General features: G+C 63.0%; 19 protein-coding genes and 1 tRNA gene. 9 read left to right on the top strand and 11 right to left on the bottom strand.

Going from position 1 to position 20,261, the window contains the following annotated elements; all coding sequences use genetic code 11:
* Nucleotides 1–122: 122 nt before the first annotated feature.
* Nucleotides 123–923, bottom strand: coding sequence for an undecaprenyl-diphosphate phosphatase (locus EBMC1_RS02080; protein ID WP_003039817.1), 801 nt, complete (start codon nt 921–923; stop codon nt 123–125).
* A 194-nt stretch (nt 924–1,117) separates the two neighbouring features.
* Nucleotides 1,118–2,044 carry a complex I NDUFA9 subunit family protein gene (locus EBMC1_RS02075; protein ID WP_003039814.1) on the bottom strand — a complete coding sequence of 309 codons (927 nt, stop codon included), beginning with the start codon at nt 2,042–2,044 and terminating at the stop codon, nt 1,118–1,120.
* Nucleotides 2,045–2,257: 213 nt separating this feature from the next.
* Between EBMC1_RS02075 and EBMC1_RS02070 the strand changes: the two genes are divergently transcribed.
* Together EBMC1_RS02070 and EBMC1_RS02065 are read left to right on the top strand one after the other, a co-directional pair.
* A tRNA-Leu gene (locus EBMC1_RS02070) sits at nt 2,258–2,344 on the top strand.
* A gap of 166 nt (nt 2,345–2,510) precedes the next feature.
* Nucleotides 2,511–3,749, top strand: coding sequence for a tyrosine-type recombinase/integrase (locus EBMC1_RS02065; RefSeq protein ID WP_003039810.1), 1,239 nt, complete (start codon nt 2,511–2,513; stop codon nt 3,747–3,749).
* A gap of 18 nt (nt 3,750–3,767) precedes the next feature.
* On the opposite strand, the gene EBMC1_RS02060 is transcribed toward EBMC1_RS02065, so the two are convergent.
* The 7 genes from EBMC1_RS02060 to EBMC1_RS02030 all read right to left on the bottom strand — a co-directional run bounded on the left by EBMC1_RS02060 (nt 3,768) and on the right by EBMC1_RS02030 (nt 10,573).
* Entirely contained in the window at nt 3,768–4,955 is a 1,188-nt protein-coding gene (locus tag EBMC1_RS02060; protein WP_205498169.1) for a hypothetical protein, read from the bottom strand.
* A gap of 216 nt (nt 4,956–5,171) precedes the next feature.
* Complete coding sequence (locus EBMC1_RS02055; RefSeq protein WP_003039804.1) at nt 5,172–5,612, bottom strand: HPP family protein; 441 nt, start codon at nt 5,610–5,612, stop codon at nt 5,172–5,174.
* Nucleotides 5,613–5,640: 28 nt separating this feature from the next.
* Nucleotides 5,641–6,843 (bottom strand): 3-oxoadipyl-CoA thiolase, encoded by a 1,203-nt coding sequence (gene pcaF / locus EBMC1_RS02050; protein ID WP_003039801.1) that lies wholly within the window; start codon nt 6,841–6,843, stop codon nt 5,641–5,643.
* A gap of 4 nt (nt 6,844–6,847) precedes the next feature.
* A complete protein-coding gene (locus tag EBMC1_RS02045; RefSeq protein ID WP_040589139.1) occupies nt 6,848–7,924 on the bottom strand; it encodes a maleylacetate reductase in 1,077 nt (358 codons plus the stop codon).
* Entirely contained in the window at nt 7,921–8,700 is a 780-nt protein-coding gene (locus tag EBMC1_RS02040) for a CoA-transferase subunit beta (protein ID WP_003039797.1), read from the bottom strand. Before EBMC1_RS02040 ends, EBMC1_RS02045 begins: the two co-directional genes overlap by 4 nt.
* On the bottom strand, nt 8,697–9,518 hold the full coding sequence (locus tag EBMC1_RS02035; protein ID WP_040589137.1) for a CoA transferase subunit A: 822 nt from the start codon (nt 9,516–9,518) through the stop codon (nt 8,697–8,699). Before EBMC1_RS02035 ends, EBMC1_RS02040 begins: the two co-directional genes overlap by 4 nt.
* Before the next feature lie 146 nt (nt 9,519–9,664).
* The gene (locus EBMC1_RS02030; protein ID WP_003039792.1) at nt 9,665–10,573 is read right to left on the bottom strand and encodes a LysR substrate-binding domain-containing protein; all 909 of its coding nucleotides are present in this window, start codon (nt 10,571–10,573) and stop codon (nt 9,665–9,667) included.
* A 131-nt stretch (nt 10,574–10,704) separates the two neighbouring features.
* Between EBMC1_RS02030 and EBMC1_RS02025 the strand changes: the two genes are divergently transcribed.
* From EBMC1_RS02025 to EBMC1_RS17705, 7 genes are read left to right on the top strand one after another with little or no spacing between them, the layout of a single operon-like run.
* Entirely contained in the window at nt 10,705–12,984 is a 2,280-nt protein-coding gene (locus EBMC1_RS02025) for a TonB-dependent receptor (RefSeq protein ID WP_196795383.1), read from the top strand.
* A 48-nt stretch (nt 12,985–13,032) separates the two neighbouring features.
* A complete protein-coding gene (locus EBMC1_RS02020; protein WP_156000891.1) occupies nt 13,033–14,016 on the top strand; it encodes an MBL fold metallo-hydrolase in 984 nt (327 codons plus the stop codon).
* Between the two features lie 29 nt (nt 14,017–14,045).
* Complete coding sequence (locus EBMC1_RS02015) at nt 14,046–15,230, top strand: muconate/chloromuconate family cycloisomerase (RefSeq protein WP_003039783.1); 1,185 nt, start codon at nt 14,046–14,048, stop codon at nt 15,228–15,230.
* A gap of 18 nt (nt 15,231–15,248) precedes the next feature.
* A complete protein-coding gene (locus EBMC1_RS02010; RefSeq protein WP_003039780.1) occupies nt 15,249–15,593 on the top strand; it encodes a YciI family protein in 345 nt (114 codons plus the stop codon).
* Nucleotides 15,594–15,619: 26 nt separating this feature from the next.
* Complete coding sequence (locus EBMC1_RS02005) at nt 15,620–16,312, top strand: dienelactone hydrolase family protein (RefSeq protein ID WP_003039777.1); 693 nt, start codon at nt 15,620–15,622, stop codon at nt 16,310–16,312.
* Nucleotides 16,313–16,321: 9 nt separating this feature from the next.
* The gene (locus tag EBMC1_RS02000) at nt 16,322–16,987 is read left to right on the top strand and encodes a glutathione S-transferase family protein (protein ID WP_003039774.1); all 666 of its coding nucleotides are present in this window, start codon (nt 16,322–16,324) and stop codon (nt 16,985–16,987) included.
* A gap of 4 nt (nt 16,988–16,991) precedes the next feature.
* On the top strand, nt 16,992–17,873 hold the full coding sequence (locus EBMC1_RS17705) for an AraC family transcriptional regulator (RefSeq protein ID WP_003039770.1): 882 nt from the start codon (nt 16,992–16,994) through the stop codon (nt 17,871–17,873).
* A 6-nt stretch (nt 17,874–17,879) separates the two neighbouring features.
* Here EBMC1_RS17705 and EBMC1_RS01990 read toward each other — a convergent pair whose 3' ends face one another.
* Together EBMC1_RS01990 and EBMC1_RS01985 are read right to left on the bottom strand one after the other, a co-directional pair.
* Nucleotides 17,880–18,797: a PDR/VanB family oxidoreductase gene (locus tag EBMC1_RS01990; RefSeq protein WP_003039768.1), complete on the bottom strand. Its 918-nt coding sequence runs from the start codon at nt 18,795–18,797 to the stop codon at nt 17,880–17,882.
* A 59-nt stretch (nt 18,798–18,856) separates the two neighbouring features.
* The gene (locus EBMC1_RS01985; protein WP_003039765.1) at nt 18,857–20,233 is read right to left on the bottom strand and encodes a Rieske 2Fe-2S domain-containing protein; all 1,377 of its coding nucleotides are present in this window, start codon (nt 20,231–20,233) and stop codon (nt 18,857–18,859) included.
* Nucleotides 20,234–20,261 lie beyond the last annotated feature (28 nt).

Here is a 20,261-nt window from a genome sequence, read left to right as displayed (position 1 = left end):
GGAGCGCCGCTGTCACGGACATATTGGGCATTAGGGCAGTTAAGCTGACCTAAAAATATGCAACTTCAGTCAGCCGAGACGAAGGTGCGCAATTAAGTTTCGCAATTAGTAAATTATCGGCCCTATCTCATGGTGAGCCAGATAAGCGCCGCGCCGCCGACGATGATTCGATACCAGGCAAACGGCGCGAAGCCATAGCGGGTGACCACGGCCAGAAACGCCTTGATGACCGCCCAGGCGACGACAAACGACACCGCGGCGCCGAGCGCGATCAGGCCCATATCGTTCGAGGTGATGGCATCGCGATGCTTGGCGAGCTGCAGCACCGTCGCGCCGGTCAGCGTCGGCAGCGCGAGGAAGAAGCTGAATTCGGCGGCGGTCTTGCGGTCTACGCCCATCGCCATCGCCCCCATGATCGTCGCGCCCGAGCGGCTGACGCCGGGGATCATCGCGAGGCACTGGACCAGGCCCACCATGATCGACTGGCGCAGCGTCAGCTTGGCGACGCCGCCGCTCTCCTTCGGCTTGGCGAGCTTTTCGACCAGCAGGATCGCGAAGCCGCCGATCACCAGCGCCCAGGCGACGACGACGGCATTCTCCAGCAACGTCTCGATATAGTCGCCGAACGCGAGCCCCAGCACCACCGCCGGAATGAAGGCGACGAGCAGGTTGCGTACAAAGGCGATCGCCACCGGATCGCGCCGGAAAAAGCCGGTGAACATGTCCCAGAATAATTTGCGATAGAGGACGACGATCGCAAGGATCGCGCCGGGCTGGATCGCAATGTTGAAGATTGCCCATTTCGACGCGTCATAGCCGAGCAATTCGGTGGCGAGGATCAGATGCCCGGTCGAGGAGACCGGCAGAAATTCGGTCAGCCCCTCAACGATGCCGAGGATGATCGCGGTCAGCCACAGGCTCATCGTCCGGCCCCCGCGCGCAGCAGGAGGGCGGGGCGGGGCAATGCGGCAAACTGGATCATGGATTTCCCGAAGCTGAAGACGACATGCAAAGGGGCGCCCGAGCGGTGCCGGACGCCCCTGTCCTGATGTGCAGACCTACGCAGCGCGGACGGAATTATCCAGCCGCTAATTGCGCCGTTCGTCGCGCGCGCGGCTCAGCGGGCCACCGCGGCGAACCGGCCATGGCGGCGATACTGGACGAGCCAGCCATCGGCAACGTCGGCCAGCGCGGTGGGGGCGATGCCCAGTGCGGCAAGGCCGTTGGCGGTGCTGACGACATTGTCCTGCTGCAGCATCAGCCATTGATCCTTGGTGATCGGGGCGCCCGGCGCCCAGCCGAAACCGCTCGCCAGAAAGCCCGACACGGCATCGGGAACCTCAATGAACAGGCGGTTCCGTCCGGTCGCCTTCGCAATCCACTGCTGTAGCTCCAGCATGGTGAACTGCTGCGGCCCGCCGAGCTCGAGCGTCTGGCCCGGGGCATCGAGCGCCGCGACCACCGCATCGGCGACGTCGCCGACATAGACCGGCTGGAACTTCGCCTTCGGCGCGATAACCGGCACCGCAGGCAGCGCGCGGATCAGGCCCGCGAAGCGGTTGATGAACTTGTCCTCGCGGCCGAAGACGATCGACGGGCGCAGGATCGCCGCGTCAACGAAAGCGGCCCGCACGGCGGCTTCGCCATCGCCCTTGCTGCGGCCATAGGCCGAGGCGCTGGCCGGATCGGCGCCGATCGCCGAGACATGGACGAGCGCTTTCGCGCCCGCCGCCTTTGCCGCGGCCGCGACATGGCCGGCGCCGGCGGCCTGGACCGCCGCCATATCGGCAAAGCTGCCGACGAGGTTGATCACCGCGTCGCTGCCGGTCGCGGCGCGTGCGACGCTGCGGGCATCGCGCACATCGGCGGCGACGAACTGCGTCTGGCCCAGCCCGCCGAGCGGCTTCAGAAACACCGCCTGGCGTGGGTCGCGCTGCGCGATCCGCACGCGCGCGCCGCGCGCCAGCAGCCGCTGGACGACATAGCGGCCCAGAAAGCCGCCGCCGCCGAACACCGTGATCAATTGCCCGCTCAGATTCTGCATCACCCTTGCCTGTCTTGCCGATTCTCGAAGCCGGACGCCGCAGCGTCCCTCGCGTCCCCATGCCGCGAAGCGCCCGAAGGGGCAAGCGCGAAGGGAGGGGCAGGGCGCGCAAGGGCAACAAATCCGCGACTTTGAAATAAAATTTGCCGCGGGGCGGGCCGACGCGGTTGACAAGCCCGCCGCCCCGCCGCTAAGCGCCCGCTCCTACCCCGTGCCCAGATGGCGGAATTGGTAGACGCACCAGCTTCAGGTGCTGGCGATCGCAAGGTCGTGGAGGTTCGAGTCCTCTTCTGGGCACCATTTGTTCTTCCGGGGGCGTCCGACAACGTCCCGGAAGTGGCTGAAATCCTCACTTTTTTGTGCTATAAGCGTCCGGCGAAATCCGGGCGGATACGGCACCAATCGAGAACAATTAGGGTATCTCGTGAGGTATCGTTCTCCTCCCTTTTTGGAGGCGATACCTCAGATGGGCACCCTTTTTGCCACGACAGTGGCCAGCGCCAAGCCGGCCGCAAAGGACTATAAGCTTTCCGACAGCGCGGGGCTATATCTGCTCGTGCGACCGAACGGCTCCAAGCTGTGGCGGTTCAACTATGTCCATTGCGGCAAGCACCGCACGCTGGCGTTCGGCGTCTGGCCGGATGTCGGCCTCGCCGATGCTCGAGGCAAGCGCGACGAGGCGCGCCGGCTGATCGCGGCCGGGCTCGACCCCTCGCATCAGGAGAAGGTCGCGCGGGCTAAGGCGCGCGTCGAGGAGAACGACACTTTCAAGACGGTCGCCAAGGAATGGCTCGCAAAGCTTGAGCGAGAGAAAATGGCCGATATCACGCTCAGCAAGATCCGCTGGCTGCTGGACATGGCCTATCCCAAAATCGGCAACCGTCCGATTGCGAAGATCACCACCCAAGAGGTTCTGGTCGTTCTTCGCGCGGTCGAGGCCACGGGCCGCTACGAGAGTGCCCGGCGGATGCGCAGTGTCCTCGGCCGGGTCTTCCGCTACGCCGTCGCCACCACGCGAGCCGAGCGCGACCCGACGGGCGATTTGCGCGGCGCTCTCACCGTTCCGAAGGCCAAGCACCTTGCAGCGATCACCAACCCTAAGCGCGCCGGCGAACTGATGCGGGCGATCGAAAGCTACAGCGGGCACGCAATCACGCTCTACGCCCTACGGCTGTCCGCCCATCTGTTCGTACGCCCCGGTGAACTTCGCCAGGCGGAGTGGTCGGAGTTCGACTTCGACAACTCGGTCTGGAACATCTCGGAAGAGAAAATGAAAATGCGCCGCGCGCACCGTGTGCCGCTCTCGACCCAAGTCACCAGCATGTTCGAGGAGCTCTGGGAGTTGACCGGCACGGGGCGCTATTGCTTCCCGTCCTTTCGTACCGACCGGCGGCCGATGTCGGAGAACACCGTCAACGCCGCGCTGCGCGTGCTCGGCTTCGAGCAATCAGAGATGAGCGCGCATGGCTTCCGGGCTATGGCGGCGACCATGCTCAACGAAAGCGGCCAGTTCCATCCAGACGCGATCGAGCGCCAGCTGGCGCACATCGAGACCAATGGCGTGCGGCGCGCCTACACGCGCGGGGAATATTGGAGCGAACGGGTCACCATGATGCAGTTCTGGTCGAATGAACTCGACCGGCTTCGCAGCGGCGCCACGGTGCTAAAGCCCAACTTTGGAGGCCGTCACGCCGCAATCCGCTGATGCTGGGCGGACATCCGTTCAATAATGGTTGTACGGTGGCCGAAATGCATGATCGTCATCGCCGCCGAACAGCTTGTTCGTCTCGAAACGCTGCTCGAGGCCGTCTGCTGAAAGTGCCGCTTCGCGCGATGCCAGCCGACGCTCCGCCAGAGCTAGGAATTGCGAAACGCGGCCGGCCCTCTCGGCCAAATTCTCGGCTCGCAGATTCTCTACTAGCCGCCTTAGTCGGTCGAGCGCGGCCAACTCTTCGAGCACCTCGTCGAGTGCCTTGCCACGGCGCTCGGCGATATGATCCCTACGGAGCGCGAGTTCACGCTGGCGCCGCGCTTCCGCTGCCTGTCGTGCCTGCGCCTCGCGCTTGAGGTGATCGTCCTTTTTTGCCGCCGCCAGCACGGCGACGCCCACCGCGATGTCGCTCGCCATGTTCTCGATCCGCTGGACCTTGGCGTCTTTGAAGGAACGCCGCGGGCTGCCGCCGAGCAGATATGAATTTTCCAGCTCGAATGCGAGCTGGCCGGTCGGGTGATAATCCCATTCCGGCCGGCGCAGGAACGATGTGCTGAAATCCATGTCGTCCCAGCTATTCGGGTTCTTCCAGCGCCGCTCACGCCGTTTTCGCGCGGCTTGGTCCTCGGCAATCTCCTTTTCGGTAAGTACGTGCTTCTCGCGGCGGACGCCTTCGCTGATCGAAAAACCGATCACCTCGCCGTCGCAAGTGAAGGCCGCCGTCTTCTCGCCTCGCGCCAGTTTGATCCCCAGGGCGTCCGCCGCTGCCACGATGCGACTGAGGGCGAGTTCTAAGCGGTCGATCGAGGCCGGCGCGACGCTCGCCTTGATCACGTTCAAGCCTTCGATCGTGACGAGCCCGTTGATCAAGGAAGGCTTTGCCTTGCGAAGCTGCGAAATCGTTCGATCGACGATCGGGTTCGCGGGCAGGACCGCGTCCGCATCGATGGACGAGGCCAGCAGGCGGGCAGTCTCGCGTGCAGCCGCGATCACCTCGGGCTCCGGTCCCAGTTGACCAGCCGCGATCGTGATCCGGTCGGACGTGCCAGCCTTGGCTTTCGGCAAAGGAATTTGCTTAACCGCCTTCCCCGCAGCCTTCTTGGCCCACCAGCCCAGCGGCGGGTTTGGGATATTGTGCTTCCTGCAGATCTTATGGAGGGCGACGTCCGAGAGCGCGAACTCCCGCGCCAGGTGGGTCATGGGTTTCGACCACACCAGTCTGTAAAGCTCTTCTCTCGTAAACACCCGTGACACGCACCCATCCTCATTCGAGCCACGTTTGAGCAACGTTTGCTTTGCAAAATTAAGCACGTAATCAGCGGCTTGATCGAATCCAACTCGCACTACTTGATGGAGCAGCCAAATGTCAGTCTTTGCGGGGTCCGGGATCGATCTCTAGCACAACGACGATCAGAACTAAGTTGTCACTCGGCGCAACAGTCCAGATACTATGACAGCGACAAGGCAGCCGAAGAACAACGGCAGGACGACCGGTTGCCCAAGGTCGGGATGGGCTGCGAGCAAAAACGGGGTGAGGGCGGCCGGTGGATGGACGGTAGCGGTGACCTGCATGGCGACCAGCGCCATGGCAGCGACGATCACCGCGGGAATCAGCCAGACGTGACAAAACAGCGTAAGGCTCAAGGCGATCAGGTGACCGCCTATAACTGCCCGGGGATAAGTTGCCCTCAGCTGAGGCGCCGTAGCCGCCAAGGCGAGCGTCGTGATGATCGGAATGCGCTCGATCGGCAGAGACACAACTGCGCCCGCGCGGATCACCGCTTCGATGCCTAACACGAAGAACGTCGCACGGATGACAAAGACGACGATCGCCGTCAGCCCTTTGGGCTGGTGCACATTCTCTATGCTTTGCAAGTGAGAGCACTCACACGCGCGCCAGTGCCAAGGCGACACCCTGTCCGACCCCCACGCACATTGTGCACAGGGCGTAATCGCCGTCTGCCTCGGCAAGTGCGTGCGCCGCGGTGAGAACCAGCCGGGCGCCTGACATGCCGAGCGGATGGCCGAGCGCGATCGCTCCGCCATGCGGATTGACGTGCGGCGCATCGTCGGGGACGCCAAGCTGGCGCAGCGTCGCGAGAGCCTGCGACGCGAATGCCTCGTTGAGCTCGATGACGTCGAACTGCTCGATGGTAAGGGCCAGCCGCGCCATCAGCCGCTGCGTCGCCGGCACCGGCCCGATGCCCATGATGCGAGGTTCCACGCCCGCCGACGCCGCGCCCAGAATCCGCGCGATCGGGGTCAAGCCATGGCGCGTGATGCCGGCCTCGCTGGCGATGAGCAGCGCGGCCGCGCCATCATTGATGCCCGACGCGTTGCCCGCCGTCACGGTGCCGCTGGGGCGGACGACGGGTTTCAATCGAGCGAGCTGCTCGGCCGTCGTTGCCGGGCGCGGATGCTCGTCGGTCGTGACGACCACGGCGTCCGCACCCTTGTTCCCGGGGATGATGACCGGCGTGATCTCGCCTTGATGCCAGGCTGCCGCCGCACCGGCGCGCTGCTGGCTGCGCAGGGCGAAGCCGTCCTGGTCGTCACGCGATATGCCGAACTGGCCCGCGACATTCTCGCCGGTCTCGGGCATCGAGTCGACGCCATATGCCGCGTGCATGGCCGGGTTGACGAAGCGCCAGCCGATGCTGGTGTCCTCGATCGAGGCCGATCGTTGCCAGGGCTGGGCCGCCTTGCCGAGCACGAAGGGTGCTCGGGTCATCGATTCGACGCCCCCGGCGATCACCACGTCCGCCTCGCCGGCCACGATCGCGCGCGCCGCCGCTGCGACCGCGTCGAGACCCGAGGCGCACAGGCGGTTGATCGTCACGCCCGGGACGCTCGGCGGCAGGCCCGCGAGCAGCGCGGCCATGCGCGCGACGTTGCGATTGTCCTCTCCTGCCTGGTTGGCGCAGCCCAGCATGACGTCGTCGATGGCGGCCGGGTCGAGCGATGGGTGCCCGGCGAGCAGCGCGCGGATCGGAACCGCCGCGAGGTCGTCGGCGCGGACCGCCGCCAGCGCGCCGCCGTGACGGCCGATGGGCGTGCGCAGGCCGCCACAGATAAAGGCCGCCGGCACCGCCTCAGACCGCGTAGGTCGAATGATCGGGGCGCACGCCGGCCCAGGCGTTGGCGATCAGCCGGCGGATCAGCACCGGGTCGATCGGCCGCGGATTGTCGTAAGGGTTGGCGAGCGTGATCTCGACCGCGCGGTCGATCCCGTCCTCGGGCATGCCCAGATCGCGGAGCGCCGTCGGCGCGCCGGCGTCGCGCGCCACGTCGAACAGCTTGCCGGCAATGCCCTCGCCGCCCAGCGCGCGCTTGATCGCCGCCACCGCGTCGCGCACCGCCGGTGCATTATAGGCGAGCGCGTGCGGCAGCACGATAGCGTGCGTCTCGGCATGCGGCAGGTTGAACGATCCGCCCAGCACATGACAGAGCTTGTGGTGGAGCGCGACGCTGGTCGCGCCCAGGCAGATCGCGCACAGCCAGGCGCCATAGAGCGCGTTGGCCCGCGCCTCGAGGTTGCCCGGCTCCCGCGCCACCACCGGCAGCCCGCGATAGAGCGAAGCGATGCCAGACTCGGCGATCATGTCGATGATCGGATTGCGATTGGTGGCATAAAGCGCCTCCACCGCATGGGCCATGGCATTGAGCCCGCTCGTCACCGACATCAAAGGCGGCAGCGTCAGCGTGAGATCGACATCGTAGATCACCGTCTCGGGCAGCACCCTGGGCGTCACCTGGGTGGTCTTGAGACCGTTCTCGGTCTGCCCGATGATCCGCGTCATCTCCGAGCCGGCATAGGTGGTCGGGATGACCAGCTGCGGCAGGTCGGTGCGCAGCGCGATCGCCTTGGAGAGGCCGATCGTCGAGCCACCGCCGAGCGCGACGATGGCGTCGATGCGTGCGTCCGTCACCACCGCCATGGCGCGGTCTGTCACCTCGACAGGCGTGTGCATCGTCGCGCCGCTGAAGGTCGCAGCGTGCAGCCCGCCAAGCCGCCTCGCGAGATCGCCGGCCGCGCCGGTCTGCTCCGGGGTCGAGACGACGAGGACGCGCTGACCGAGCCGGGCCGCCTCATCCGCCACCCGGTCGAGCGTGCCGTGCCCGAAGATCACCCGCGCCGGCAGGCCCTCATAAACGAAGCTGTCCATCATGCGGCTCCCTGGTGCGCGGCATCGGTGCGCGCCTTGAGATCGCGCAGCGCCGACAACTCCTCCGCAGACGGCGCATTGCGCGTGCTCAGTTCTGCTCTGACCTGGAGCGGCCAGCCCGTCGCGGCCCGCACCTGATCGACCGTAACGCCGGGGTAGAGTGCGGTCAGTTCGAACGCACGGGTCTCGGGATGCGGCTCCATCACGCCCAGGTCGGTGATGAGGCGCGTCGGACCCTTGCCCTTGAGTCCAAGCCGCGCGCGCGCGTTGCCGCCGTCGAGGTGACCGGGGCTCGAGATGAAGTCGAGCTTGTTTACCAGCGCGCGCATCGATTGCCGGATCATGATGAACGTCTCGCCGGCGCAGGCAGCGATCTCAGGCGCGCCGCCCGCACCCGGCAGCCGCACCTTGGGGCTGTCATAGGCCCCGATGACGGTGGTGTTGAGATTGCCGAACCGGTCGACCTGCGCCGCGCCGAGGAAGCCGACGGTCACCCGCCCGCCCTGCAGCCAGTAGCCGAAAATCTCGGGCACCGAGACGACCGCGCGCGCCGTCTCCGCCAGCTCGCCATCACCGATCGAGAGCGGAAGCACCGATGGCCGTGTTTCGATCGTCCCCGATTCGTAGATGAGCTTGATCCCCGGCGCATGGAGCAGCCGCGCCAGGTTTGCCGCTGTCGACGGCAGGCCGATCCCGACGAAGCACACATCATCGCTCGAGAGATGGCGCGCGGCCTCGACCACCATCATCTCGTCGGGCGTGTAGGCCTGGTCGCTCATGTCAGCGCCTCCAGCCTCGCCGCAGCTTCGGTTGAGATCGTTTCGCCGAGCCAGGCGATGAAGCGTCCGCGGTCCGCCGCCACCGCATCCCAGGCCAGGTAAGCGGCATTGTCGCGAGCATAATAGCCATGGGCGTAGGACGGCCGCGCGCCGCCCGGCACCAAGCAGACCGCCGAGAGGATCCAGTGAGGCAGCACCGTCCGGTTCATCGTGTCGCCAAGATCGTCGACAATCTCCTCGACGGTCACGATCACGTGGCGGCTCGCCATCGCCACTTCCTTCTGCACGCCAACGATGCCGGCGATGAGGACGTTGCCCTGCCGGTCTGCCCGCTGCGCATGGATGATCGCCACGTCGGGGTTGATCGCGGGGACGGCGGGAATCGCCTCGCCAGTGAAGGGGCAGGTGACGAGCCGGATGTTGGGATTGACCGACATCAGGTCGGTGCCGAGATAGCCGCGGCACAGGCCGAACGGCATCCGCGCCGCGCCCGCCGCATAGGCCGCCGCCATGCCGGCATGGGCATGTTCCTCGATCTCGAGCGGCGCCGGCCATCCCCGCTCGACGGCGTCGCGGAAGCGGTGCAGCGACCCCACGCCGGGATTGCCGCCCCAGGAGAAGGTCAGCTTGCGCGCGCACCCAGCGCCGATCATCTGGTCGTAAAGGATATCCGGCGTCATCCGCACCAGCGACAGCTTACGCCGGCCTTGCCGGATGATCTCATGACCAGCGGCGTATGGAATGAGGTGGGTGAAGCCTTCCAGCGCTACAGTCATGCCGTCTTCGACAAAGACTGAAATGGCCTCAGATAATGACATTCGTTGAGCGCACTTAGCCACGAGTACATACTCGCTCCGTGTGGCGCAGCTTTTCGCGATTGCAGCCTCCACCCGTCATTGACCCGCTTGCTCCCGTTGTACGTGATCAGCAGGTGGCGCGCCAATGCAATACCGTCAAATACCGTTTATGCGCTCGTGCCATACCGATCGAGTATCGATCCATCCTCTATGCACGCGAGAAATGCGTCTACGACCGGCGAACGCTGTGCCTTTAGGAAGAGGCAACTGACTGGGGCGGACGCTTCTGCCGCCCCGATCGGTCGAAAGGACAACTCGGGCCATTGGAGCCGAGCAACGGACTCGGGCACTACACAAAGGGCACCGCTCACCATGGTCATGGCCAACGCAACGAATACATCTTCTGCCATTGTGATGTCGGATGGCGACACGTCGTTGCTGCTCAGCAAGGCAAGGACATGGTCTGCAAAGCTCGGACGATCGCCCTGAGGAAAGAGAATAATAGGGCGTCCGTCTAAGTCAGCAATCGGACAGGGCGTGGGGTCTTTTGCTACTTGCTTGTTGACCGCCTCAGCCAGCCACAATGGTTCGTCGGCTAACCGCACCGACGCTAAATCGGGCTCAAGAGGAAAGAACCTTGCAAAGCCGATTCCCAGCCGACCATCGCGCAGCCGAGCAATCTGCTCGGCTTTCCCGGCACGGTGAATGCGTACAGCAACCTCGGGGTAACGTTCCATGAATCGGCGGATACTCGTCGGCACGACCGTATGAATTGTTGAGCCGAAGTAACCGACGTCGAGATGTCCGATCTCGCCTCGATCTGCCGCACGACATCGCTCGATCGCATTTTGGGACAAGGTGACCAAACGCCGCGCCTCGGCGAGAAAACTTGCACCCGCCGAAGTCAGCGTCACCCCCTTGGAAGACCGAAGGAATAGGGTGACGCCGAGCTCTTGCTCGAGTTGTCTGATCTGCCGGGTGATCGGCGGCTGGGAGACGTGGAGGCGGCGTGATGCTGCCGTAAGATTTGCCTCTTCTGCGACTGCTAGGAAATAGCGGAGTTGGCGGAATTCCATGAAACCTCCATACCGATTGAGTATCGTTAATGCCAATCAATGGTATTTTTCTTTTGCGAAGTCACTGCCCAAGAACGGCAATCGACTGTCTCCCACTGAGGGGCCAGCGCCGAAGGGAGAGGACTATGAGAATGCAAAGGACCCTGTGGTTGACGTCCGCCAGCTTAGCCCTGTGTGCTTTGCCGTCCGTTGTTTCGGCGCAGACCGCGGACGAAGGTCAGCCGACAACCACTGAAATCGGTGCGCAGGAGATCACAACTCAGGACATCGTCGTAACCGCGCAGGGTCGGGCCCAGTCGCTTCAGAGAGTGCCAATCGCGATTGCGGCAGTCGAGGGAAAGACATTTCAGCAACGTGTAATCCTCGACCTCGAGTCGCTCACGCCGCAACTCGGCAGTGTAACGCTAGCGGAGTCGCCGTTCCAAAGAACCGTAGCCATTCGCGGACTTGGCTCCACCGGCGGCAACATAGGCTATGAGCAATCAGCACCTCTCTTTGTTGACGGCGTCTTTGGGGGCCGTGGGGGCCAGTTTGTCCTGCCCTTTTTCGACCTATCGCGCATCGAGGTCGTGAAGGGACCACAGGCGATCTTCTTCGGCAAGAATGCAACCGCCGGAGCGATCAGTATCGTATCTGCACGACCAACAAGCACGTTCTACGCGAGCATCAACAGCGGCTACGAAGTCCAGAACGGCGGATACATCGCCGAGGGGATCGTTTCTGGGCCGCTCTCTCCAGCGCTTCGCGCACGATTGTCGGTTCATGGTTCACGCAAGGGCGACTATCTCTTCGACACCAGTGCCAACAGGCATGTCGGCGGCGCGGACGAGTTCGGTATCCGGGGCGGCCTTGAATGGGACGCGACGTCCAATCTGTCCTTCTACCTGAAAGGGGAATACTCCAAGCGCAACGCTGACCGGCGTTTCCAGCTCGCCTGCGCGGCGCCCGGAGCGACGCAGGTCAGCTTCGCAGGCGCGACAGTAGAATGCATCGAAGACCAGCGGCTCTCGTCGGGGGCCATCAACGGGCCGTTCGCCGCTGCATTCCCGCCCGGCTCCGACTTCGACAATAGCGATGCGTATAACGCCGTGTTGGTGACCGACCTGATGCTCGGCGAGCACAAACTGGAAGCGACGACGGGCTATTCAGCCTTCACCTCGCAAAACCAGGACGGCCTTGATCGCAGCGCGATCGGAGTCGCGACCTCCAGCACTGGCGAGAATTTCGATCAAATATCCCAGGAACTGAGGCTGCTGTCGCCGACTGGGAATTTGTTCGAATATGTTTTGGGTGGTCTTTTCATCCACGCCCGCCACCGCGTGAACCAGACTGTCGCCCAAGCTCTTCCGATCCTCGTTGGCGACTATATTCACGTCGACCAGTCGAGTGACGCCTATTCCGCGTTCGGCAAGCTCACCTGGAACATTACCGACAAGCTCCGCCTCTCTGCCGGGGCCCGCTTCACGCATGAGAAGAAGAACTATGCGTCGACAGTCTCACGCACACTTGATCCCGCCCAGATTGCCGTACTCGACGTCGACCATTTCCCGACCAATCCGCTCGCCGCTTTTCCGCAAGACCTGAGACGGTCCGAAAGCAGCTTCGATCCCTCTGGAACGATCGAATGGAACCCTGCCCGCGGTCTACTCATCTATGCCTCGGTTGCGCGGGGCACAAAGGCGGGGGGATTCGAATTCTTCCCTCGCGCTCTCGCCATGCCGGTGTCGCCCAGCGCCATTCAATATGGCGAGGAGCGTGCGCTCAACTTCGAGGGCGGCTTCAAGGCGACCTTCGCGGCCGGCAAAGGCCAGCTCAATGGCTCGATTTTCTACAACAAGCTGACCGGTCTTCAGAACCAGGTCCTCAACATCGCTATTCTCGGCTTCGAGGACTACAATGCTCAACGAGCCCATAGTGCTGGGTTCGAGCTCGAAGGTTTTGTCAACCCGGTCGAGCAGATCAAGATCGGCGGAAACGTCGCGTATCTCGATGCAAAATATGATCGGTTCGAGTTTCCGAGTCGCAACGTCAACTACACTGGAAATCGGCTACCCTTTGCCCCGGAATGGTCGGGCAATGGCTATGTCGACGGTAAGTTCGACCTGTCGTCGAACCTCGTTCTAAATACTCATCTCCAGGTCAATTACACCGATCGCATGTCGTTCGACGCATCGAATAACCCCGCTGACAATGGGCGCTCCTATGCGACCGTGGATCTGCGCGTCGGCTTCAGCCTGCCCACACAGAAGCTCGAGTTCGCCGTCAGCGGCCGCAATATCCTCGACAAGCAGAACATACGCATCTTCTCGAACCCCACATTGCTCAGTCTCGCGTTGCCCGCACTCAACCCCCGGGGCGTTCTCCTGACCGAAGGAAGGACCGTCTTCCTCACCGTGAAGAAGGAATTCTGAAAGGTGAGGTTCGCTGCGGCACTGAGCGCCATCCTGGGATCAGGCGCAATGCTGGCTACTGTGGCAGTCGCCCAGCCACTCCCGATGTCGACGCCGACACATGGTCCACGACTGATTTTGCTAGGAACGGGCGGAGGCCCCCTGCTTCGAACCGCGCGCGCGCAAAGCGCGTCTGCGATCGTTCTGCCGGAGGGACTTCTCCTGGTCGACGCGGGTGAAGGAAGCATCGAGCGCATGACAGAGGCCGGTCTCGGGCCGGACAGGATCAAGACGATCCTCATAACTCACCTGCATATTGATCATGTCGCTGCCTTGTGGAGCTTGCTCTTGCATCGCTGGGCCATGCGGGCGCAGGGTCAACTCGAAGTCGTGGGTCCACCTGGAACGCGTGCTATGGTCGATGCACTCGCGCGAGCCAGTGGGCCGATAGTCGAGGCTTCACGAGCGCTCGGGGCCGATGCTCCGGCGATAGCCTCGATGGTTACGGTCACCGAGTGCGGCGCCGACCCTGAGCAGCAAGTTACTTTATCGGCTTTTCCAAGCCTAAGAATCGCATTCGCGCGGAACAGTCATCTCGACGCGGACCAGATTCTGGACGTGAAGAGGCCAGTGTCGCTTGCGTATCGGATTGATGCGTCGGGATGGTCCGCCCTGTTCACGGGCGACACCGGCCCGTCCCCTGCCGTCGAGGCCTTGGGACGCAACGTCAGCCTTATGGTCGCAGAGGTCGTCGACGTCGATGCCGCGATGGAAGTCGTTGAGCGCTCGATGCACCTGAAGCGCGATGACCTCCCGGGACTGCGGACGCGGATGGCGGCTGGCCACTTAGACGCTCAGGCGCTGGGAAAGATGGCCACGACGATCGCGCCGCAATTGCTGGTCATCTCGCACATCTCACCGGGCGTGAGTTCGCCGAGTGATGGGTCCGACAAGCGCTTGTCCGCTCAGATCGCCCGGTCGTTCAGCGGTCGCACCCTTTTCGCACACGATCTCATGACGATCGACCTTCAATCAAGGCGACCTGCCCACTGACTGCCAGCTGCAATCGGAGAATCCTCCCTATGCTTCCCCTAACCGATTTCGCCATCGAAGAGCCGATCAGCTCCAGTCAAAATGCAGGCCGCATCGATGCGATTGAGACAGCCATCGTCGATTTGCCTCTCAAGCGCGCCCATTTCCATGCCTCGGGCACGCACGCGACTCAAAGCCTGGTCATCGTCACGCTCCGCACCGCCGATGGAGCAATCGGTTACGGAGAGGGTGGGACTCCCGGTGGGACAGCTTTCTGGGGCGGCGAATGTGCCGAGACGATAAAGGTCATTATCGACCGCTATCTCGCGCCCGCCGTCATCGGACTAAGCATCTTCTCGCATGAACGCTTGCTGAGCGCGATGGACCGGGCTGCGAGTGGGAATCAGTTCGCCAAGGCGGCGGTCGACATCGCCGCGTCCGACGCAGCGGCACGAGCGATGAACGTGCCTATCAGTGCTTTCTACGGCGGGGTCGTGCGGACCCGCATTCCTGTCCTCTGGGCATTGGCGACCGCTGCTTACGAAGCGGACGTCGAGGACGCTCAGCTCCAGCTGTCCGAGCGTCGTCATCGGACGTTCAAGATCAAAATCGGCAAAGGCGATCCAGAAGTGGAGGCGCAGCGTGCGATCCGTACGGCGGAAGCGATCCACAGCATGTCTGCCGAGGCTCGCTGCACGGTCGATCTCAACCAAGCGTGGGACGAGCCAACTGCCCAGCGCCTCCTGCCCCGGCTACAGGATGCCGGCTTCGCTCTGGTTGAACAGCCCATTGCAAGCTGGAACATCGCAGGGATGGGGCGTCTCGCGGACCGCCTCGACATGCCCCTGCTCGCGGACGAGAGCCTGTGGGATTTTCACGACGCCCATGATGCATTCGTGCGCCGCTCGACAGATATCTATGCGGTTAAGATCGCGAAGGGCGGCGGACTTCGGCGTGCCTACAAAGCAGCGGCCACTGCCGAAGCAGCGGGAATTCCACTCTACGGCGGTATGGCGCTTGAAAGCTCGTTCGGGACCGGAGCCGGGCTGCAGCTGTTTTCGGCGCTCGCGGACCTTCCGTGGGGATGCGAATTGATCGGCCCGCGATTGCTTGCCGAGGACCTTACGACCTCAGCTGCCGAATATGGCGAGTTCCAGATCAAGGTGCCGTCCGGGCCCGGCACTGGCTTCGATCTCGACTTCGACAAGGTGCGCCATTTTAGTCGCGAGGCCTAGCGACCAGGAGACAATCCGATGCATTATTCGATCTACATTACCGACCGCCCTGACAGCGCAGCCGACCGGGTTCCGGCCGTCGAGCCTCACAGAGCGTATATCAAGGCGCGCGCGCACAAGATCCTGGCAGCAGGCGCCACGTTTGCTGACGACGGCAAGACCGTGCGCGGCGGAAACTATATCGTCGACATGACGCGCGAAGAGGTCGACGAGTTCGTTGCGAACGACCCCTTCACCTTGGCTGGTATCCGCGAAAGCATCGTCATTCAGCCTTGGATCAAGGCCTGCTTCGATCGCGCCTTCCTCATCGCGGTGACACCCCCCGGGGCGCCTGATGTGAACGAGCCACTCGTGGCCGACTGAATGACGTCATTGCTCAGGAAAAACGCATGCTCAACTTCCAAATACCCGTCCAAGGCGACACTATCGGCGGATACATCACTGGTGGGTCGGACCATCCGCGCCCCGGCATCGTCTTGCTGCAGGAGATTTTCGGCGTGAACGACGCGATGCGTCTTGCGGCCGACCAGTTTGCAGCCGATGGCTTCATCGTTCTCGTACCGGACCTTTTCGCCCAGATTTCTCCGGGCATCGAACTCGGCTATTCCGACGAAGAGCGGACGACCGCGATCGGCTACTGGCAGCAATTGAATGAAGCGCGCCTGCAAGCCGACGTCACGGCGGCCATCTGCGCCCTGCGGTCCGATCCCGGCTGCAACGGCAAGGTGGCGGCCGTCGGCTTCTGCCTGGGCGGCAAGCAGGCCATCATCGCAGCCCATGCCGGCCTCGTCGATGCGGCTGTCTCGTATTACCCTGTGCAGGTACCGGAATATCGCGAGATGCTCCGCGATCTGAAATGCCCGCTTCAGGTCCATGTCGGCGACAGCGACGCGCACATTCCAGAAGAGGTACAGACGATGCTGAAAGAAGCGCTGCGCAATATGCCCGGCCATGAGTATCACCTGCATGAAGGCGCGGGTCACGGCTTTTACAATTCGGTTCGAGCCTTCGGCTACGACCCCGAAGCGGCCCGCCGCTCGCATCACGCCGCCGTCGAGTTCATCAAGGCAGCGATTGAATAGGCTTGCCACGTGAAGAGCGAAGGCCAAACGTTCACACTCTTTCACGGCCCCGGGTCCTGCTCGCTTGCGACATGGATTGCGCTGGAGGAGTCGGGCCTTCCCTACCGCATCGAGATTGTCGACACGCGGAACGGTGACACTCATGCTCCTGCACATCTGGCGCGCAACCCATGGGGGCGCGTGCCAGCGCTCGATGTCGGCGGAACGGCACTCACGGAAAACGTCGCGATCCAGCTCTTCTTGGCCGACCTGGCACCGGAACGGCAACTGCTGCCTCTGGCCGGAACGATGACGCGGGCAGTAGCAACCGCTTGGCTGTGTCTCTTCTCAAGCACGGTGCACATCGCATTTCGACCGATATTCCGCGTGGAACGTCTAGCGTCCAGCCTGGCCGGCCAGTCCGATGTCGCGGCGACCGGCCTGCGAACACTGGCAGATACTTTCGAGAAGCTCGATGCCCTTCTCTTGGACCGGCCTTGGGTGGTCGGCGATCGCTTTACGCTGTGCGATTCCTATCTTGCCGTATATGTTCGCTGGCTTGACCGCCCGGCTCTGGCATCGCTGGCGGGGCGCTTCGGCAATCTCCGTCGGCATGCGGCGGAGGTCTGGCAGCGGCCTTCGGTTGCGAGCATCATCGATCGGGAGCAGTCACTGAGACGCGGAATCGAAACTTGAGACCATGATCCGAGTCCCCGAACTGCGCGTCACCGCACTGCACGCCCGATTGATCCGGCTGGTCAATGGCACCCGGTACCAGGTGCGCGGCAATATGAACGCGATGGCCTACAACGCCGAGTGCGGCAGCTTTGCCGTCAAGCTTCCGAACCGCGATATCATCCTTGTCGAGGAGGGCGGCCATTGTAGCCTGCCGAAGGGAACCGATCACGAAATCTATGTCGCCGGTCATCGGCTCTGTCGTGTGCAGCGCCTCGAGGCGCCATTTGTGCCGGCATCGGTTTCGAATGACAGCGGCAGCCTCGTCTTTGCGACCAGCATCGCGGCGTCGACCAATCCGCTTCCGGACATTGTTCCCGAGGTGGTAACATTGACGCGGCAGGAAATGACCAGCGGACATCGTCTCGATCTGGTCTTTGGAATGCTGCGCCAGCATGCCGCCTGCGAGGGCGAAGATCGCAGCCAGATTTCAAATCGGCTCGCCGAAATTGCCGCAATCATTCTCATCGAGCACGTACTGCGCGAGATTAAGGCCGAGGGTCTCAACGCTGCTGCCGGAATGTCGGACCCGCATATCCGTCGCGTGCTCCAGGCGATTCACGAAAGCCCGCAGGAGGAGTGGTCGCTCGAAGGTCTTGCCCGACATGGCGGCCTCTCGCGCTCGGTCCTTGCCGAACGTTTCAAGGCAACGGTCGGTCAGCCTCCGATCGACTATCTAACCCGCGTGCGGATGGCGCGAGCGACCAGACTGCTCGAGACTGCGGAACTGTCTGTCGCCGATGTCGCCTTTCGCGTCGGCTATCAATCCGACGCCTCCTTTCACAAGGCGTTCCGACGCATGATGGGCGTTAGCCCGAGTTCGTATCGGCGGGCGCGACTGCGCTAGTCCTTGTCAGATATCGAGAACCAGATCGGTGCCCGGCTTCGCTCGCGATACGCAGACGGCCATGGTCTTTCCCGTTACTCTCTCGTCTTCATACAGGCATGAATCCCGATGAACGAGTTCCCCGGCGATCACCGGCGTCACGCACGATCCGCACGTGCCTTCGCGGCATGAGCTTTCAACGGCGATGTCATTCGCCAGCAGCGCGTCAAGCAACGACACGCCGGCCTCAACCGTGAAGCGTTTTCCGCTCCGCGCCGCCAAAACCTCGAAGCAGCCGTTCTCGTCGTCCCCTGCGACAGTTGCCGTCGCAGCGAAGTGCTCGGTACGCACCCGCCCGGGCGGCCACCCGCGTGTCGCCTCGTCGACGGCCGCGAGCATTCGCTTCGGTCCGCAGACATAGATCTGGGTGTCGGAATGTGACGCGCACAGCAACGCGCGAATGTCGAGCGGCGAGGGAGGGTCACCCGCACTGTAATGAAGATGCACGCGTTGCACCCACGGTGCTACCTCAATTTCGGGAAGAAACGCCACGTTGGCCGGCGACGTCGCGCAAATGTGCAGCTCGAAGTCGGCTTGCCGCTCATGCAGCGTCTCGGCCATCGCGAACAATGGTGTCAGTCCAATCCCGCCCGCGATCAGCAGATACCGAGCTTTTCCGCTTTCGAGCGCGAAATTGTTCCGGGGCGCGGATATTCCTAGCGTGTCTCCGACGCCGACCTGGTCGCACAGTTCCCGCGATCCGCCCCGACCGCCTTCCTCGCGGAGCACGGCAATCTGGTAGATGCTGCCGTGCGGCACGTGGACAAGCGAATATTGCCGAATGAGTCCGCTGGGCAGCTCGACATCGACATGCGATCCGGCCTCAGCGGCGACGAACGCATCCGCAGCGACCTCGAAGCGAAACGACCAAATCTCGGTCGCCACGCGTTCCTTCGAGACCACGCGGGCGGGAATGCTTGGTCGCGTCATGGTGCCGGCTCAACTCAAGCTGCCGGATAGCCGACGCGGGTGACGCGATGCGCGAGTGGGTCCAGCCCCTTGGCCACCCTCAGCGCCTGCTCCTCTTTGAAGGCTTCCTTCAGCATACTCCTAACCTTGAGGACGGCCCTATCCGTCCGTGCGAGCTGTTCTTGGTCCCATCGCACAATCCGACCCTGCGACATCTGCATCGGGGCGTCGCCGCCCATAAAGCAGGCCATGCCAGGCAGCGCGTCTGAAGTAAGCGCGCGACCGAGGATAGCGGCGATCATCTTTGCGCGAACTTTGCCCACCTTGCGCTGGTTGATCGAGCCGATGAGCCAGCCGGTGAACGAGCCAGCGTCATTGGGCACAAACCAGAACCAGAGCCCATGCACGCCGCCGTCCATGAACTCCTCACCGTGATGGACAAGGTTGGGCATGAACCAGCGGATCTCGTCGATCGCTTTCGATCCTCCGTGGCCGCCTGTTTCCCGCAGATGGGCGTGAATGCCGTTGCCCGGTAGTTCCTCATAGGCGATTCCGCCGCCCATCTTCTGGTCGCCGAAGAGGTAGCAGGTCCGGTGGAGACAGCCGACATGGGTGATGTCGACAGTGTTATCGAGTTGATTGAGGTGGCTATAAGGGACTGTCACGCGGTGCCGGACGCGAACGCCTTCGTGCATAACTTCCCGTGCGTGAGGCATCGAATCAAGGAACGGCTTCGGATCGGCAACGCCCATGTAGACCCAGATTATGCCGCCAACCTCTTCTGCAGGATAGGACGTCGCCTTCACCTTTCCGCAGGCGGGGCTGTCGGGGCCGTCAGACAGAAACGCAACGCAGTCGCCATGCTTGTTGAAAGTCATTCCATGATATCGGCAGGTGATAGTGCCGACTTCCCACACATTGACCTCGCCAAGCGTGAGAAGTGCGCTCCGGTGCGGGCACCGGTTCTCCAACGCGCATGGTGCGCCGTTCTTGTCGCGGAATAGGACTAGGTTGTCACCGAGCAGCCGAACCGCTTTGTGCTCATTGTGGCTGAGTTCGTGGGATTCCAGGGCGGGATACCAGTATTCTCGGAGTCCGAAGAACGGTATCTCCGCCTGATACCGTTCGATATAGTCCCACGGCATCTCTTCGATCGAAGACGGCTTGTCCGGAGTTCCGTAAGGCTGCTTGAACCATGAGGCCATGAATTCGCTCTTGGACGTCAGAGCCTGAAGCATCGGCGTATCATTGTGTTTCCGAACGAAGCCGAAACCGGGTAGCTTACCGAACCAAGCCCGCGTCTTCCGCCCGATCAGGTCAGACGCGCCTGACCAAAAGCGTTGGCCATATGTGTTGGTCGGAACAACCTTCGCAAAGGTACGTGTCTGCTCGTCGTCGGCTCGGGTTGCCATCCGCCTCTCTCCCTACGCTGTATCTGGC

The organism is Sphingopyxis sp. MC1, from assembly GCF_000371385.1.
Classification (GTDB): domain Bacteria; phylum Pseudomonadota; class Alphaproteobacteria; order Sphingomonadales; family Sphingomonadaceae; genus Sphingopyxis; species Sphingopyxis terrae.
The sequence above is the reverse complement of the archived record's forward strand: the minus strand, read 5'-3'. Positions and strand labels throughout refer to the sequence as shown.